Source organism: Arthrobacter crusticola (assembly GCF_004357995.1).
In the GTDB taxonomy this organism is placed as follows: Bacteria; Actinomycetota; Actinomycetes; order Actinomycetales; family Micrococcaceae; genus Arthrobacter_D; species Arthrobacter_D crusticola.
In genome coordinates this window covers 766,871-781,393 of sequence record NZ_SMTK01000003.1, presented here as the reverse complement: position 1 = coordinate 781,393, position 14,523 = coordinate 766,871, and the positions used below count along the sequence as shown (strand labels likewise).

Genomic DNA, 14,523 nt, shown 5'->3' with positions numbered 1-14,523 from the left:
TCAGGGCGGGCGCGAAGCATACAGGCTGCATCGAAGAGCAGCACGCCCGTTCGGCACTCCGAAAAGTGCGGACAGCGGGACATTGGTCGGAGGCTCGCAGGCCGAACCGCTCCATCAGAGGATCCACACAAGCTATCAGGGCCGGCTTTCTCGGTTTCCGGTTCCATGGCTACCGTTCAGTGCACAGATCTGCTGATTGAACACCTGACTAGAAACATCCTCATCCACCGTTCGGTCGAGCAAAGGCTCCCCCGTTACGTCGTCGCCTGTGCATAGATAGAAGCCACGAAAGCATCGCGCGCCTCTCCGGCTTGGTGATCGGCTAGCCCGAGGACCGCGCTCGGGTCTTCGCCTTTGAGCTCGATCAAACGCAAGGCGGTTACCCGGAACGACAAGTACGACATCCACAAAGGCTGCAACCAGTCCTTAGCGCCGACGAACTCCCCGTGCGACGCGTCGATGCCCAAATTAACACGCCAGAACCTTGTGGCATGCTCCGTCGCGTGTGTGTATTGCGATGCCATGACGTAGAAAAGTGCAAGTCCCTCTCCTTCCGCGGCCAAGATGCTTTGGATCGAGTCCATGCCCGGAACGGCCATTCCCTCGGGAAGCTTGGCAGCAACCGCTTCCGCGAACTCCTTCATCCGCTTGGACTGAGCAGCGAGAGTCGGCACGTCTTTCGTCTCCTTCCGGTCGCCAAGACGGACGCCCTCATGCAGCAGCGCGAGCCATCGCGCCTCCCGCTCCCACTCGTCTTCAGGTTGAAGGAGCCACAAGCACCGAGCAGCGGCCTCAGTGGCAGCACGCGCTGTGACCCAAGCTGAGGGAGCTAACACCATGTCGGTCCTGGCGAGCGTCAGCGTTGCCTCGGCATGCCGGAGCGCCAGGTTGCTAAGTGACCACCCGTAGCGGGGCGCCTCCCATTCGGAAGTGAGCGCCCATGAGCCGCGCTCGGCCAAGTACCGTCCCAGGCCGTAGTCAATGCGAGTCGCCAGACGTCGAAGCTCACGGGATGGTTCCTGCACTGTAGTCATACAAGCAATCTACTCACAGCGGGCCGCAATCACGCCGAAACCATCGCCGACGTCCGGATCGCCGGACGGCGGCGCATTGCGGATGCGCAATTGAAACGTGGGACCGTTCGGCCCACCCAGCGTGTGGGCGGTGAATTATCTACAAGTCGGATCGACGACGCAGGAACTCCAGTGATGCCCGAAGCGTCACTAGTCACCCTTCTCGTCGGTAGGCGACTCTTCCCGGCGAGCAGCCCGTCGACGATGAGGCGGTGGTGCAGCCGCTCTGTCTATCTTTTCCTCTCGAAGGAATTCTTGATGCTGGCGAAGGAGCGCCGCGTCCTTGGCCTCACCGTTTCGCGCATAGACGCTTAGGCTGCCTCCCGCACTTTCAGTCCATTTCTTGTGCGTATCGCTGATGTCCCTGGCGGCCTTTGCCAAGTGGTGTAGTCCATACTTCACCATGCGAAGGCGCGACTTATAGATGGACCAATCAAGGATCGCTTTGGAAGACATGAGTTCTTTATCAATTCCGAGATAAGTGACCGTCCCATTGTGCCTATCGGGCAAGTCCGCCTTCAGCCTTCCCTGAGCCGTGTCCCAGTAAGTCCGCCACTCTTGGCCTGGAGCCATAACAGGAATCACTTCTGGAAGCTGAACGTCTTCCACCCCTTCCTGAGATCTCGTCGGCCACGGACTGAGCGCTACCTTGACGTCGAAGGCCGCTGTTTGACCGTAGTTTCTGATCACCAGATCAATAAATTCGGGGCTAATGCTCTCTTCCATGGTCATAACTACATATGGCTGGGACTTTTCAAGTTCCAGCTTCTTCGTTTGCTCTCTGGCTCGTGATGCCTCGCTCAACTGGCCTCTCGCGTACCACAACGCGGCGCCAGCCACGAGTAGCGTCATCCAGGAAGCGACGGCGGACCATATCTCGGCCGCATTCGGCCCGTTGTCATTTACCGCGCTGATCAATCCACGCGCGAGATCAGCCCAATCGTTCTCCGTCACTTAGCGAACTCCTCTTCGGAAAAAACCACTTCCTCTTCCCGGAAGACTTCTCTCCCAGAGACATGGCGCCAGATCACGTGGTCAAGCCGCTGCGCTTGGGTTGGGTACAGCTCGGCAACCCTCTTTATCAGCTCGGCTGCCTGTGAGGGAGTCAGACGCCGTCCACCGAGGTCGATGTGTTCTTCAATAAAGCGGGTCACCATACGGTCGGGCTTAACGGACTGGAAGCCGGCAAGGATTAGCAAGTAATTGTGGGTCACCCCGGAGCGCTGGCTCGGAAGATCGAGCCAGGCGTCCTTCAAGGCCTTGAGGTTCTCGTCCTGCGCACAGGCTCGGTGAAGATCCTTCAGCGTCAAGTATCCGAGCTCATTCTGCAGCATTTCAGCAGCTTGACGGATGACTTCCGCTTTCAAGGGGGCATTTGCCTTAGTGTGGGCGGGCTTACGGTTGTTGACTATCTCTGCCCACGCCGCACTGTCTCCGGCTTCTTGGAACGTCGCCAGAAGCTCCTTGGTGCCGTCCTGATTAGCGTCACCGTCGTGTGCCCTCCTGTACTCCCTATACTCGTTTACGACGTTGATCACGGACTGATAGTTCGATCCGGTTGAGTAAATGGAGTCGATAACGCAAAGGGCCAAACTGTGCGGGTAACCGTCGGCTGTTATCCACCCAGCTTCGCCACCAAAAATATCGCGGCATACCTCTGTTAGCTTTTCCGCTTCCGCGGTGAAGGCGCTCGTCATTTCTGGACTGTAGCAAGCTTCCATCGTTACCGCCTGCGATAGGCAGCCCACCCGTGCCGCTGGATGTTCGCCTCTTGTTCAGCGGTAATAGTCCGGAATGGCTTTTTCCACCCCTGGGGATGACCCAGGGGCAGTAGATCCCCATCCCGCAACATAACCGACATTATCGTGTGTCTTCTGGCCGCTTCACAGCTCGGATGAACAACCACACACACAGCACGAAGAAAGCCAGGTTCATGGCCTGCGTAACCCAGTAGAACCCAGTGGCGGTGCGCCCCTCGGCCAGTACGGAATACGCATTGCTGGCCATCCAGAGCAACGCAAAACCCATGCTCCGAGCCTAATGGCGCCGTCAACGGTGCGCCCCGTGGGTCGGACGACTGACATTATGTTGTGGCCCTATCTTGCGCTCGGGGCCGGGAGGGGCCGAGCAATTCCATCGGCTTGTGGGCCAGGACCGCCGGTGTCTCGTCTCCGCTGAGGTGGCGCAATCGTCCGTTGAGCGGATATGCCCGCCTCAAAAATTTCACTCCTACTTTGGAGACGGATCCGGATCGCGGGTTGGCTTCTCGGTACTCGAATCCGCTCCTACCGCCACTGAATTCGGATCAGGTTGTGATCTTTTTGGCCGGGTTGGGAGCACACTTATGGCATGCATCCGGCGCCCCAGGGGGGACGCCCATCACGCTGGGGAAAAATCATGAATATCCGATCGGGTCTCGCCGCCATTCTCACGGCCGTTTTCGTCCTCGCCGGCCTCGCCGCTCCCGCCGAAGCCGGAGTCACCTACACCACAAATCTGCGGGCTGCGGCCCGCGCCCTGCCCCTCGCCGCGGAGAACAATCTCGGCTTTGACCGGGCCCGGTACTTCGGCAGCGGCTGGATCGACACGAACAGGGACTGCCAGTACACGCGCGCCGAGGTCCTCATCTCTGAAACCAGGGTGGCGCCGACCTACAGTTCCAGCCGGTGCACCGTCACCGCCGGCCGGTGGGTCACGAACTGGGACAACAAGGTCCACACCTCGCCCACCACGGTGCAGATCGACCACCTGATCCCGGTGGCCGAGGCCTGGGGCTCCGGTGCCCGGAACTGGACGCAGGCCCGCAGGATCACGTTCTACAACGACCTCTACCCTCACTCGCTGAACGCGCAGACGAACCTGCTGAACCAGCAGAAGCAGGCCAAGGGGCCCTGAGGACTGGATGCCGCCGGCCAACCAGTGCTCCTACATCGCCCAGTGGGTCATGGTGAAGGCCCGCTGGGGCATGACCGTCGACTCACGAGAGAAGGCCTTCCTGGTCCAGAAAGCCGACCAGTGCCCCGCCGTCTCACTGACAATCATCAAGTACTAGTCAAGTACTAGTCACAACACAATTCGTCGTGACGTACGGATAAAGGATCGCACCCCTGTGCCAGCCTCCCCAGCGACGCACCGAGGCATAGGTCGGCGGTTACCTCTCCCGGGGGAAGACTCACTTACGCTGGTAAGAAGGTGCCAACGGTGCGTTGACCGGTTGAGACCGCCACAGTCAGCTGTCTCATGACACGAAACGTTCCGGAGGAGCGCGTTGACCTCGATCGACCAGCAGATCCAAAGCGCAGATGAAGCCATCGTGCGCAATATCGACACTCTCAGCGCACAGCGTGACCTACTGTCGCAGAACGTCCTCGCCCAGCTGCGCAACCTCATCGAGGGCCTCATCGTCCGGGCGCATGTGGGCAACGGCGGGCAGACGTTCGACTACAACCTCGTCGGCCCCGCACTCGACGTGGTGCGAGCGGACGCCAAGCTGAATTTGCTGAGCAGGTTCCATCATCTGCTTCAGGCGAGCACCTCCCACTACACGCTGGATGGTGACCCATCTGAACGGCTCATGCTGAAATACTACGAGTTCCTAATGCGCACCCGAGACCTTGCGAAGGCGCGTTTCGGCCTTGACCTTCTCGGCAATCTCGCGAAGTTCCCCGTCGACCTCGATCCCTCACTGAAGGAGTACTACGAAAAGATCGTTGGTCGTGTTGTCGCGATGAGGGAAAGCAAGCCAAAGCCTGCAATTGACGGTGTCTACTACATTCATAGTTCCCGTCCGTTCTTCATCGGCGGTCACATCTACTACGAGGTGACGTTCTCTCCGGCACATAATCGGACAAGCAAGTTCGACCGCATCATTGGCTTCACCGACATCGATGTTACTGACAAGTACGCGGCCAACCTCCAACTGACCGAAGACACAATTAACGTGCTTGATCAGACGATGCCGATCACCCTAATCAGGTCCTGGCAAGTGGCTATCCGTGGCTGCGAGTTCAACAACTTCGCGAAGATTCTCGGGCAGTCAAACGGCTCTGTCAGTCGTGGACTGGTCGAGTACAAGAACTTGATGCAGTACTTGACCACTACACGCTCGAACCTCCTCGATCTCATGGACATGGGCGACGCCAACTACGCGCAGATCCGGGACTGGGCACAAACGGGTGCGCACCGCGGCCCGCTCATCTTCGAGATGCTGGACGTCGCGAGGTCCCTTATTCAATCATCGCGTCCGGGTTCAAGCCTGCTGCGCTATCTGCTACTTCGAATGAACAATCAGGTAATCAAGGCGCAGTATGACTCGGCCAGCTGCGCCCCGTTGTCCGGACTGAACGTCTCACATTCTTGCCGGCCGTTCGACACCATGCCGTTCTGCTCATCCCCTCGGAAGCACAATCCGCACTTCGCCGATCTCGCTGAGAGCCTGAGCACCACCACTAGACGCCACGAACTTCTGGCCAGGCGAGTGCGAAACAACGTCGAGCAACACGGCATCATATACACGCCCGACTCGGAGCTCGAGGACTTCGGCGACGTCGATATGCTCATCGTGAAGTACAACGGGCTCCTGCCCCCGACTGCCCCGCACAAGCCCAGGCGACTTGTGCACGACAACGGGCACGTCTTTATCAAGGGCTATGAGGACGACACTGTCACGATCATCGAAACCCTTCAGTCGATCGCGGCTTCCGGCATCGCGGACCATGCCACAGATGTTAAGGCGTGGATCGATGCGAATCCGCTCGCCATCGACGATGACCTGAAAGCGGATGCCCTCAAGCGTCTGTTCGAGCACTCCAAGGTCGCTCTCGTCTACGGTGCGGCAGGCACGGGCAAGTCGACGATGGTCAACCATATCGCCAACTACTTCGGCAACGATCGGAAGCTCTTCCTCGCTCACACGAACCCGGCGGTGGACAACCTCAGGCGCAAGGTTGACGCTCCGGAATCGGAGTTCAATACGATCTCTAGCCATCTCGGCGGCCGCGGCACTTATGGCAAGTACGACGTTCTCATCATCGATGAGTGCAGCACCGTGAGCAACGCCAACCTGCTGAAGGTGCTGGAAAACACTTCCTTTGACCTACTCGTTCTCGTCGGTGACGTGTACCAGATCGAGTCGATCGAGTTCGGCAATTGGTTTGGTGCAATCCGCTCGTATCTGCCCAGCACCTCGGTTTTCGAGCTTACGAAGCCCTACCGCGCTAACGATCCGGCACTCCTCACGCTTTGGGACCGAGTGCGGAACTTGGACGATCGCATTGAGGAGTCACTTGCCAAGAACGGGTACTCGACCGTGCTTGGCGAGTCACTCTTCACTCCGCAGAGAAACGACGAGATCGTCCTGTGCCTCAACTACGACGGTCTTTACGGCATCAACAACGTTAATCGCTTCCTCCAGGCAAGCAATCCGAACCCTGTGATCACTCGCCGGGGGACGACCTATAAGGTCGGCGATCCGGTGCTATTCAATGACACCAGCCGCTTCCGAGGCGTCATCTACAACAATCTAAAGGGGAAAATCGTTCGGATCGACCAAGAGCCGGGACGCGTCACCTTCGATATTGAGCTGGACAGGGACGTTACCGCAACCGATGTGTACGGCACCGACCTTATCTGGGTCGAGGGTTCGACAGTCCGATTCGATGTATTCGAGATGACTGATCCTGACGACGATGACGACACATCGGTGACTCTGGTTCCGTTCCAGATCGCTTACGCCGTCTCATTCCATAAGGCTCAAGGTCTGGAGTTCGACTCCGTGAAGGTGGTGATCACCGACGTGAACGAGGTCAACGTGACCCACAGCATCTTCTATACCGCGATCACCAGAGCTCGTGAGCGGCTAGGAATCTTCTGGACTCCGGAGGCGCAGAAGCGAATTCTGAGCCGACTCGATGTGAAGGAGAACACGAAAGACGAGGCCCTCCTCAAGATGCGGCGCGGGATCAAGCCCCTGACGAAGCGACCTCGTCGTCAGAAGGCGCGCAACCTTCCCTAACCTCTCCGACATGGCGCCTCACACGCGCAGCGCTTAGCCCGCATCTCCACTCCGGTCCGATGCGGCGACAGAAGCGCCGCATAGTGCGAGAGGTCGAGTTCCTTCCCGATATCGGCCACTGTCTCGCCCGCTTCACCGCCAAGGGCTAGAACGAGTACCCAGACAAGGGCCGGGCCTCGGCGGCATTAAGCAGGACGACAACCAACTCGGCTTCAGGTCTCCTAAAGCGGCGACAGTGCTCCTGCCAGCAAGATGCAGGTCGGCTAGTTCGAGTTCCTGGAGCCCGTCTGGGCGATCTGGCTCTCAGTCCCAGGCCGTCGCGGGCTCTTACGCGGAGGCCGTCCCTGCGCCGGCCTAAGCGGGCACCCCCCACTTCGAACTCCACCGCCCGGTCTACCGGGCTGCCGGCTTCCAAAACAATCGAATATGTGTTCTATTTTAACTTGAGATTACGAGCGTTGAGGTGAAGGACAGCAGGCCATGACAGCACAACCAGCGGGTCCATCCATGGGTAACCCCAGCACCGACCGGCAGACGCTCGACGAACCGGCGGCCATGCGGTTCACCAGCGCCGGCACACCCCTGGCGCTGCGGTGGCGAGGCAGCATCTGGCAGGTCATCGGCGAACCCATCCAGTGGTCCAGTTCGAACAACTGGTGGGAACCGGACAGCACCGCCCGCGGCGGGCACGGCAGCGTCATCACCACCCGATCCTGGCGGTTTCGGGCCCAGACCGGGCCGGCCTCCCCGGTCCTGGAGTTCGACATCAGCGCCGATTCGCGCTGGCAGGACTGGCGGCTGCACCGCGTCACCGGCGCCACCGGCTTCTGAGCGGACAGCAACCGGTGGGTGGATACCGGTCATGGGTTCCAGCAAAAGGTACCGCGCATACTACTCGAAGCTGATGGATGCCCGGATCGAAGAATTTGTCATGCGCGAGGAGCTGATCATGCTCACCGCGGCCGAGCTCGACCTCGAAAGCAATCAGCCCGTGGACTTCCAAGACCCGCGGCGGGTGTACGCGTGGATCCGCTACCCCTCCAAGGCCGTCCGGGTCCAGGTGCACGCCCTGGCCTGCACGCGCACGGCGGTGAAGATCCACTTCTTCGAGCCGCTAATCATGATCCAGCGCGAGGGCTGGGTATGGCGGGGCGCGGTCACCCCGGCCAAGGACTAGCATGTCTCGTACGACGACCGGGAGGCAGTGATGGCGATATCAACCAGCGAGGCCCGCCGGGACCTTGTCCGGCTCATCGAACGGGTTAACCTTAACCGCACGGAAGTTGAGATCGTGTCCAAGCGTGGCTCCGCGGTGTTGATGTCGAAGGATGAGTACGACGCCCTGGTGGAGACAAGCTACCTGCTGAGCTCCCCCTCGAATGCTAGCCGCCTCATGTCGGCTCTCGCATCCGCCCGCAGGGACGGACTTTAGTTCGGCGGCAGCTTCATCCCAGCGAGCCTCCGCACGGCAGGGGCCGTTCCACGGCCCAGCTGCTCATCTAAGGTGACCTTCAACCGGGCAGCGAGGATCTCGCGGCGCAGCGTCGAGAGTACCTGGTCTTCTTGAGTTGGGTCGTAACCCCGGTGATAGGTCGGTTCCGCCCCCAGATCCGAGGAGAGAACATCCTGGCCAGTCTCGACGCTGTTCAGCGACGTCTCCTGTGCCTGGGAGGAATCATTCAACTTATTGGCGTCCTCGACAAGTACCTCAATGCCCTCGTCCGTCATCCCGGTAACGGATCCTTTCCAGACGGCATCCAGCATCGCCTTCTCCTCGGAGCGTGCCACTTCGCTCGTGGCCAAGACATCAAGCATCTTCATGCCGTAGCCGTACATCACCGGGTTCTCCGAGGTGGTGGCTTTCAGTGCCCACTGTATGCGCCGCCACCACTCGGAAGCGGCATCCGCTTTCCTGTCCGACTTCAGCATCGAGCCAGCCCTCTTCCTCCGGAGTTTGAGTGATTCTTTCTGGTGCCGGAGGGGCCGCCAACCGGCCCACGCCGCTATGGAAGCGGCTATCAGGGCCGTGACAATGGCCAAGGCCATCACCCACCATCCCGAATCACCCGGCACCAATTTCTCCAGGGCCGCGGTGGTCCTGTCGGCAATCTCCCGTATCCGTTCGTTCATCTTCTCCCCGCCCCGGGTTCCGCGCTCACCCGGCCATGTCTAGGCGCCATCATCGAGGATCTTGGCTATTGCCTCGAGGGCTTCAGGGTCCACGGGCCCAAGGGCCCTAGCGACAAAACTGCGCACCTCGGCGCGTCGCAGGGTGCGCAGCCGCTCCAGCTCGGCTTCGACCCGCTCGGGCAGCTTGCCGTCCTCCTGGAGCAGATACTCAGGATCGACATCAAAAACCGTAGCAAGGGCCCGCAGGGTCTCCTCCGAAACAAGCTGCTCCCTGCCTGCCTTCAGCAGCGACCACCGGGTGCGCGAGATGTAATAGCCCGCTTCCTTCATAGCGGCGTCCTTGATGACGGGGTACTCGAAAGGCTTGCCTGAGTCGGACATGATGGTGTCCAACAGCAGGTTGATCTTCCAGGCCAGCGTCTCAGCACGGCGGCTGGCCGCAGCGCGCTCCGGGGAAACCCCGAAATCGTTCACTGATTCAGCTCCAACCCGTAGCAAAGGAAGACCACCAAGGGATTGTCGGTACGGAGTTGCACCGGAAAGCGCGACAAGCATGGACTCGTGTGGGTACTGGCACTTCGGCGCGCGCTTCACGAGACCATCCCGTATCGCCCCTTGTGCATGGTGGTCACTTTCCCTGCCCTGCTGCGGCACTCCGCGCCTGGCGCACTGCCACAGCGTGGGCAGAGCAGGGCCAGCGCTTTTCGCTCTTGTTCCTCGAACCCACAATTTTGCTCAGCCCGTATCATCTGTCGCTCTCGGGCCCTGGCTCGCTCGGTGACCAGCTGCGGCGGGGCGGAATGTCCGCTAATCCCATCGCCATATGCGACGGAAAAGTCCGGGTCCTTTTGGCCGAGATCCGCCAGCCACGCAATTTGCTTGGGGGACAAAGGCTCACCGTCGGGCGAGGCCCATGAAGGCCGCCCCTCCGCTTCCTCTCTAGGAAATGCGGGGGCAAGGAGAGTGCCGCTGCCGACGTGTTCACACGCACGCTCGAGGTAGGCCAGTTCTTCCATGACTTGGTCCAAAGCTTCCTTGATCGCTCCATGAGAACCACGCAGATTCAAGCGCACGTTGACACCTACAAGCATGTTCAGAACACGACGCAAACTGCCCACGGCACCATGAACTGAGTGGACCAGCTCCGGGAAGGTGCACACGATCGCATCAGGCAACCCGCTGGAAAGACCGGGCTCCTCCGGGAAAACCCAGTGTTGGACTTTTTCTGTGTAGGTACGTGTCACTTCGTCGACTAGATCAGCATCTAGGCCGGGGTTTCCCTGAATTTCTGCGAGGAACGCCCTGACCGCGTCATCCCCAGCCACGGCCATCTCCCACTTGAGGAACGCTAGTAGACGCCTCCGTGGGTAGGTACCTGAACTATGGGCCTCAAGGGCGCCTTCAGCCCGTCTCAGCAGCATGCCGGAATCAGAAATAGGTCTCATAAGATCGACATTACAGATTTGTCTCGACCGGAAAGCGAGCCTGAGAAGGAGGGTGTCCAAATTGGAGATCAGCGGCTGGAACAATAACTATAATTCCGTGCACGTAAACCAGTAGAACCTTCACCGTTCGTAGTGGCATAAAACGGAGATTTAGAATTTACCTTGATGCGGCGTGTCCCACTATGAGCTGCCATTGCGCACCATGCGACCAGCGCATTCGGAGCCCGTTACTGCCAGGATCGTCTAGCCCAAGAGTGGGTCCACCTTATCCGAACAGAGCCCGCTTCTGCGTACGAAGCTTGGCCACCCGACCATGACCGGGTGGCCAACCCGATGCATGCATCAGTATCGCCGTGAAGCCTCGATTACGTGTTGGGACATGCACGGTAAGGGAGGAGCATCGATTCGATACCTTCTTCAGTAGCCCTGTACGACACATAGAGCTTTTTCCCGAGGCGCCACAACAGCCATCCGACGACCGCCAACGCCACGAAAGCACCACCGGCGATCGCGAGCTTCCAGTACCACTCCGGAGCGTTCAGGTTGTTCACGTGCTCACCGAGAGCTTCGAAATCGATCCAAGCGTTGGGTCACTTCGGGTGAGAGGTGAAAAACCGGACCGTTACTAAGTCCTCTCCATAAGACTCGACACCGATAGCAACATCAATAGGAAGGGGCGGCCGCGGCCTGAGAAAATTTTCCTCAGCCCTTACCCGGCCAATGCTATCGAGATCTAATACTCGGGGGATAAACACCATGACGATCTCGGTCTCCCTTCGAAGTGGCCAGCGCGGAACGCGGATCCGGGCAGCGAGGAGTTGGCCACTACTTTCGGCTGACTGCATTGGACCCAGGTACCTACCGCTGGAAACAGCGGAAAGACGCGCTACTGTTCGCCCGTTCCACTGCACGCCAACGCGGCGCCGTCTTCCAGGGGAGTCCGCAGGTAGCAGCACCAGACGGGCTAACGCGTATTCGCCACGAGTCTCCCCCACCATTGCAATAAGCGCGTCACGTTCAAACGGTCCGCTAGCGCCCTGGTATTCGGAGTCTTCGTCGTCGAGAAGATGGGCCCCCTCGTCTGCCAATTCCTGAGCGCCAGAGAGGCTCCCTACTTGAACCCGCGGCGGTGGTGGCCAAACGTTCGCGACCTCAAGTGTCATGTAAACGTAGTGCCAAGGTTTGGGGTGATAGTCGTTGGCTTCCCGTGGTAACGCACGCAGCCGGCCTCGTATGAACGGAATGAATCCGTTAGCGAGGTGGGCTGACAGAATCGGGGCATATTCTTTGGCTACCTGGGCAGGTAGATACCCAACATGATGGTTGTCTAGGCTCAGCGCGACGGCGTTGGGGTCAAAAGGATTGCTCGGCTCCGGAATGGCGGCAAAATGGTGATCTCCATCGGAGCCAAGCGCCTTGCGGGCAAGGTAGTCAAAATGGAACCAGCAACCTGCCCCATCAACACCTGATTCTCCTGCCAAATAGACAGGCCTACCCCGTGCCGATAACACGGTCTTGTTCATCTGGGTATGGTACCTATTACTCACCAACAAAGACTATTCCGACGAACAAGGGCCATAGCCCTGATAGTCGGCGGATCCGGCGCCCTCCAGAGAGAGCATGGTGTGATGTGTTTTCCATAGGATCACTCTCCCGCACGTACAACCAAGATTGGAATCGCTCTTGTCCATAAAGAGTGGGTGCCGCCGAAGCCTTCCGCTGCGAATCGCAGCATTGCTCCATGCCTTGGAGAGCGTGGACGGCGACGTCTCGCCGCAACTAGCCCGGGCTGTTCAGGCCAGGATCAACTTGGTGAAGCAAATCGGTCGGGAGTTCGGGCTTCTCACCGAGAGTGAAGCCCAGGCAGCCATCGGCCAAAGGAACGCCACGGATCTGCCAGACTTCGCGGTCCGGTATCACGGCCACACCACCAAGTTCGGCCGTGATTATCTCTGATGCCGGAACCGCCAAGAGAAATAAGATAATGACACGACCAGCGCAAAAAGCGCCCCAAAAACCCCCAGAAAAATGACGGTTCCGGCGGGCAGGTCCCGGAACACCACGGCCGCAGTGACCCCGGTGAACGTTGCGATCAGTGCGCCCATAATGACCGAACGCCAACTGGAGGAAAACCTGCCCGCCAAGAAGCGGTCAAGCTTCCAGACGATGACACCAACAAGGAGCCCGGCTAAGCTCCCCGCTCCTGCACCGAAAATCGCGGCGATCAGCCCCAGCCCAGCGGAGCGGCTATCAGGCCCAGCATAGGACGGATCTCCGGCATCGATCGCGATTGTCATCGCGCCAATCGCAGCTCCGACCACAGCACCCAAGACAACGCCGGCGAACACAACGGATCCAGGAAGAGCCCGATCGCTGACCCTAACTATCATGAGAACCTTCCATGTAGCTCGTTTGGAACCATCATCTCAGGTCCTGCGGTGACTAGAGGCTAGTGCGACGGATTAGGTTGGCGAGGAAATTGGCCCACGTCTGAGATGCCACCCTTTTGTTCAAATCGTTCGCCACTGCGCCCCGATCCTTAACGACTTTCGCGTAAACGTTGATATGCAGCCAGCCGGACGCGTCGTTGTAGAAACGGAAACTTACTGTCGATCCCGCGCCATCGAAGTGGCCCGCCAAGGCCAAGAATCCAAAACTCACCGAACCCTTGTGCGAGACCTGGACCGGAGCCGGAATCTTGATCAGCGAGAAAGGGCTGGCATTGAGGTTGATCTTCGCTCCGACGGCGGGAAAGTAGGAAGGAGCGCCACTCACTGGAAACGAGCAGTTGAAACAACGGTTCAACTCCGGGATCACCCTTGATGCAGCAGCCTTTTCCTTGCCAGTGATGTAGGTATACGACCTATGGTCAACTTGGTAGTACCACGTTGGGTCGGCAAGAACCGGAAACTCAGTATCAGACTCATAAGTTACGGTTTGGGTGAGTGTATTCCCCTCAAAAGTATAGCTAGTAGCCAGTTCCTGACCCGCACTGTCAATAGCCCAGGGAGCTTCCACCGTAACGATGTAGTTATCATCTGCCGATAGCAGAACATACTCATCGTCCGTGATTTTCTGCAGATAGCCATCTTCTGCGCCTTGGACGACGTATGAAAACTCGGTTCCTGCCTCTTCCGACTCGATGGCCGTCAGGTAGCGCAATCCATCGTCGATGGGCTGAATAAATGTAGCTGCGTCGCCCTCGGGATCCTCGAATACGGTGATGCCTGCTTCGAGAGTTGGCACGGCCTCGTCGAATGGAGCCGAGATTTCGAGGGGCTCACCCGATACGCCTTCAACCGGCTCGAGGGAGGTAGCTTCACTACTTTGATCGGCGACCACGACTGCCAGCCCAGGTTCTGTAAGCAGGTCCGTGTCTGCCGGCGCCTCGACTCCTTCCTCCTGCGGATATGGAAGATTCGGATTGGTTTCGCCTAACAGTTCCGCGGACATCATAGCCGTTGGATCCGTCACATCGACGATTTCTGGGGCTGCTTGAGCAGCCAGTGGAAAGCTGGTTAGCGCTACCGTAGCGACTATGACGACTGTTTTTTGCCACAAGGACACTAGTTTTTCCCCCATTTTTTAGAAAAAGATGCAGCTGTGTGCGCACCGGCTAAACCGCGACTTTGAGAACCGCAAGATCAGCATCCCCTGATAGTCAATCAGCGTCAATACCGGGCGAGGAGAAATAAGCAGCGATAGGAATTTTGAGGAAGGATATTCGACTGCCATGCAAATTATCCAGTTGGTGTGATAGACGATGCACTTCGTACTTTCGAGCGCCGCGGGATCTTGGGGTGACAACGACACCCTTGTCGATCCCTTAGTTCTGCCCCTTTATGCAAGCACCAGCCCCGCT

18 protein-coding genes are annotated in these 14,523 nt (G+C 58.8%); 7 read left to right on the top strand and 11 right to left on the bottom strand.

Going from position 1 to position 14,523, the window contains the following annotated elements:
* Nucleotides 1-254 precede the first annotated feature (254 nt).
* The 4 genes from E2F48_RS11515 to E2F48_RS17340 form a co-directional block, all read right to left on the bottom strand.
* A complete protein-coding gene (locus E2F48_RS11515) occupies nt 255-1,034 on the bottom strand; it encodes a hypothetical protein (protein WP_133404073.1) in 780 nt (259 codons plus the stop codon).
* A gap of 189 nt (nt 1,035-1,223) precedes the next feature.
* Nucleotides 1,224-2,027 carry a hypothetical protein gene (locus E2F48_RS11510; protein ID WP_133404072.1) on the bottom strand — a complete coding sequence of 268 codons (804 nt, stop codon included), beginning with the start codon at nt 2,025-2,027 and terminating at the stop codon, nt 1,224-1,226.
* Entirely contained in the window at nt 2,024-2,770 is a 747-nt protein-coding gene (locus tag E2F48_RS11505; protein ID WP_133404071.1) for a hypothetical protein, read from the bottom strand. Before E2F48_RS11505 ends, E2F48_RS11510 begins: the two co-directional genes overlap by 4 nt.
* A 163-nt stretch (nt 2,771-2,933) precedes the next feature.
* A complete protein-coding gene (locus E2F48_RS17340; protein WP_165968747.1) occupies nt 2,934-3,101 on the bottom strand; it encodes a hypothetical protein in 168 nt (55 codons plus the stop codon).
* 369 nt (nt 3,102-3,470) lie between these two features.
* Here E2F48_RS17340 and E2F48_RS11500 point away from each other — a divergent pair, with 369 nt between their 5' ends.
* The 6 genes from E2F48_RS11500 (at nt 3,471) to E2F48_RS11480 (ending at nt 8,518) form a co-directional block, all read left to right on the top strand.
* Nucleotides 3,471-3,968: an HNH endonuclease family protein gene (locus E2F48_RS11500; RefSeq protein WP_246018864.1), complete on the top strand. Its 498-nt coding sequence runs from the start codon at nt 3,471-3,473 to the stop codon at nt 3,966-3,968.
* Between the two features lie 7 nt (nt 3,969-3,975).
* Nucleotides 3,976-4,125, top strand: a complete 150-nt coding sequence (locus E2F48_RS17645) for a hypothetical protein (protein WP_246018862.1) — start codon at nt 3,976-3,978, stop codon at nt 4,123-4,125.
* A gap of 216 nt (nt 4,126-4,341) precedes the next feature.
* Complete coding sequence (locus tag E2F48_RS11495) at nt 4,342-7,086, top strand: ATP-dependent DNA helicase (RefSeq protein WP_133404070.1); 2,745 nt, start codon at nt 4,342-4,344, stop codon at nt 7,084-7,086.
* Nucleotides 7,087-7,566: 480 nt separating this feature from the next.
* A complete protein-coding gene (locus E2F48_RS11490) occupies nt 7,567-7,917 on the top strand; it encodes a hypothetical protein (RefSeq protein ID WP_133404069.1) in 351 nt (116 codons plus the stop codon).
* Nucleotides 7,918-7,948: 31 nt separating this feature from the next.
* Nucleotides 7,949-8,263: a hypothetical protein gene (locus E2F48_RS11485; protein ID WP_133404068.1), complete on the top strand. Its 315-nt coding sequence runs from the start codon at nt 7,949-7,951 to the stop codon at nt 8,261-8,263.
* Between the two features lie 30 nt (nt 8,264-8,293).
* Entirely contained in the window at nt 8,294-8,518 is a 225-nt protein-coding gene (locus tag E2F48_RS11480) for a type II toxin-antitoxin system Phd/YefM family antitoxin (RefSeq protein ID WP_133404067.1), read from the top strand.
* On the opposite strand, the gene E2F48_RS11475 is transcribed toward E2F48_RS11480, so the two are convergent.
* The 5 genes from E2F48_RS11475 to E2F48_RS11455 form a co-directional block, all read right to left on the bottom strand.
* On the bottom strand, nt 8,515-9,216 hold the full coding sequence (locus E2F48_RS11475) for a hypothetical protein (RefSeq protein ID WP_133404066.1): 702 nt from the start codon (nt 9,214-9,216) through the stop codon (nt 8,515-8,517). The genes E2F48_RS11480 and E2F48_RS11475 overlap by 4 nt on opposite strands.
* 39 nt (nt 9,217-9,255) lie before the next feature.
* The gene (locus E2F48_RS17640) at nt 9,256-9,690 is read right to left on the bottom strand and encodes a hypothetical protein (RefSeq protein ID WP_246018860.1); all 435 of its coding nucleotides are present in this window, start codon (nt 9,688-9,690) and stop codon (nt 9,256-9,258) included.
* 116 nt (nt 9,691-9,806) lie between these two features.
* Nucleotides 9,807-10,541 (bottom strand): zinc finger domain-containing protein, encoded by a 735-nt coding sequence (locus E2F48_RS11465; protein WP_133404065.1) that lies wholly within the window; start codon nt 10,539-10,541, stop codon nt 9,807-9,809.
* A gap of 485 nt (nt 10,542-11,026) precedes the next feature.
* Nucleotides 11,027-11,212 (bottom strand): hypothetical protein, encoded by a 186-nt coding sequence (locus tag E2F48_RS11460; protein WP_133404064.1) that lies wholly within the window; start codon nt 11,210-11,212, stop codon nt 11,027-11,029.
* A 39-nt stretch (nt 11,213-11,251) separates the two neighbouring features.
* A complete protein-coding gene (locus E2F48_RS11455) occupies nt 11,252-12,184 on the bottom strand; it encodes an HIRAN domain-containing protein (RefSeq protein WP_133404063.1) in 933 nt (310 codons plus the stop codon).
* A gap of 232 nt (nt 12,185-12,416) precedes the next feature.
* On the opposite strand from E2F48_RS11455, the gene E2F48_RS11450 reads away from it, so the two are divergent.
* A complete protein-coding gene (locus tag E2F48_RS11450; RefSeq protein ID WP_133404062.1) occupies nt 12,417-12,617 on the top strand; it encodes a hypothetical protein in 201 nt (66 codons plus the stop codon).
* Here E2F48_RS11450 and E2F48_RS11445 read toward each other — a convergent pair.
* Nucleotides 12,608-12,958: a hypothetical protein gene (locus E2F48_RS11445; RefSeq protein ID WP_133404061.1), complete on the bottom strand. Its 351-nt coding sequence runs from the start codon at nt 12,956-12,958 to the stop codon at nt 12,608-12,610. The genes E2F48_RS11450 and E2F48_RS11445 overlap by 10 nt on opposite strands.
* A 145-nt stretch (nt 12,959-13,103) precedes the next feature.
* Nucleotides 13,104-14,228 carry a hypothetical protein gene (locus E2F48_RS11440; protein ID WP_133404060.1) on the bottom strand — a complete coding sequence of 375 codons (1,125 nt, stop codon included), beginning with the start codon at nt 14,226-14,228 and terminating at the stop codon, nt 13,104-13,106.
* Between the last annotated feature and the right edge of the window lie 295 nt (nt 14,229-14,523).

What these genes read in the sequence shown, in the direction of transcription:
- E2F48_RS11480 (WP_133404067.1), top strand. Translation starts at nt 8,294, where the DNA reads ATGGCGATATCAACCAGCGAGGCCCGCCGGGACCTTGTCCGGCTCATC.
- E2F48_RS17645 (WP_246018862.1), top strand. Translation starts at nt 3,976, where the DNA reads ATGCCGCCGGCCAACCAGTGCTCCTACATCGCCCAGTGGGTCATGGTG.
- E2F48_RS11445 (WP_133404061.1), bottom strand. Translation starts at nt 12,958, where the DNA reads ATGACAATCGCGATCGATGCCGGAGATCCGTCCTATGCTGGGCCTGAT.
- E2F48_RS11505 (WP_133404071.1), bottom strand. Translation starts at nt 2,770, where the DNA reads ATGACGAGCGCCTTCACCGCGGAAGCGGAAAAGCTAACAGAGGTATGC.
- E2F48_RS11455 (WP_133404063.1), bottom strand. Translation starts at nt 12,184, where the DNA reads ATGAACAAGACCGTGTTATCGGCACGGGGTAGGCCTGTCTATTTGGCA.
- E2F48_RS11485 (WP_133404068.1), top strand. Translation starts at nt 7,949, where the DNA reads ATGGGTTCCAGCAAAAGGTACCGCGCATACTACTCGAAGCTGATGGAT.
- E2F48_RS17340 (WP_165968747.1), bottom strand. Translation starts at nt 3,101, where the DNA reads ATGGGTTTTGCGTTGCTCTGGATGGCCAGCAATGCGTATTCCGTACTG.
- E2F48_RS11490 (WP_133404069.1), top strand. Translation starts at nt 7,567, where the DNA reads ATGACAGCACAACCAGCGGGTCCATCCATGGGTAACCCCAGCACCGAC.
- E2F48_RS11475 (WP_133404066.1), bottom strand. Translation starts at nt 9,216, where the DNA reads ATGAACGAACGGATACGGGAGATTGCCGACAGGACCACCGCGGCCCTG.
- E2F48_RS11515 (WP_133404073.1), bottom strand. Translation starts at nt 1,034, where the DNA reads ATGACTACAGTGCAGGAACCATCCCGTGAGCTTCGACGTCTGGCGACT.
- E2F48_RS11500 (WP_246018864.1), top strand. Translation starts at nt 3,471, where the DNA reads ATGAATATCCGATCGGGTCTCGCCGCCATTCTCACGGCCGTTTTCGTC.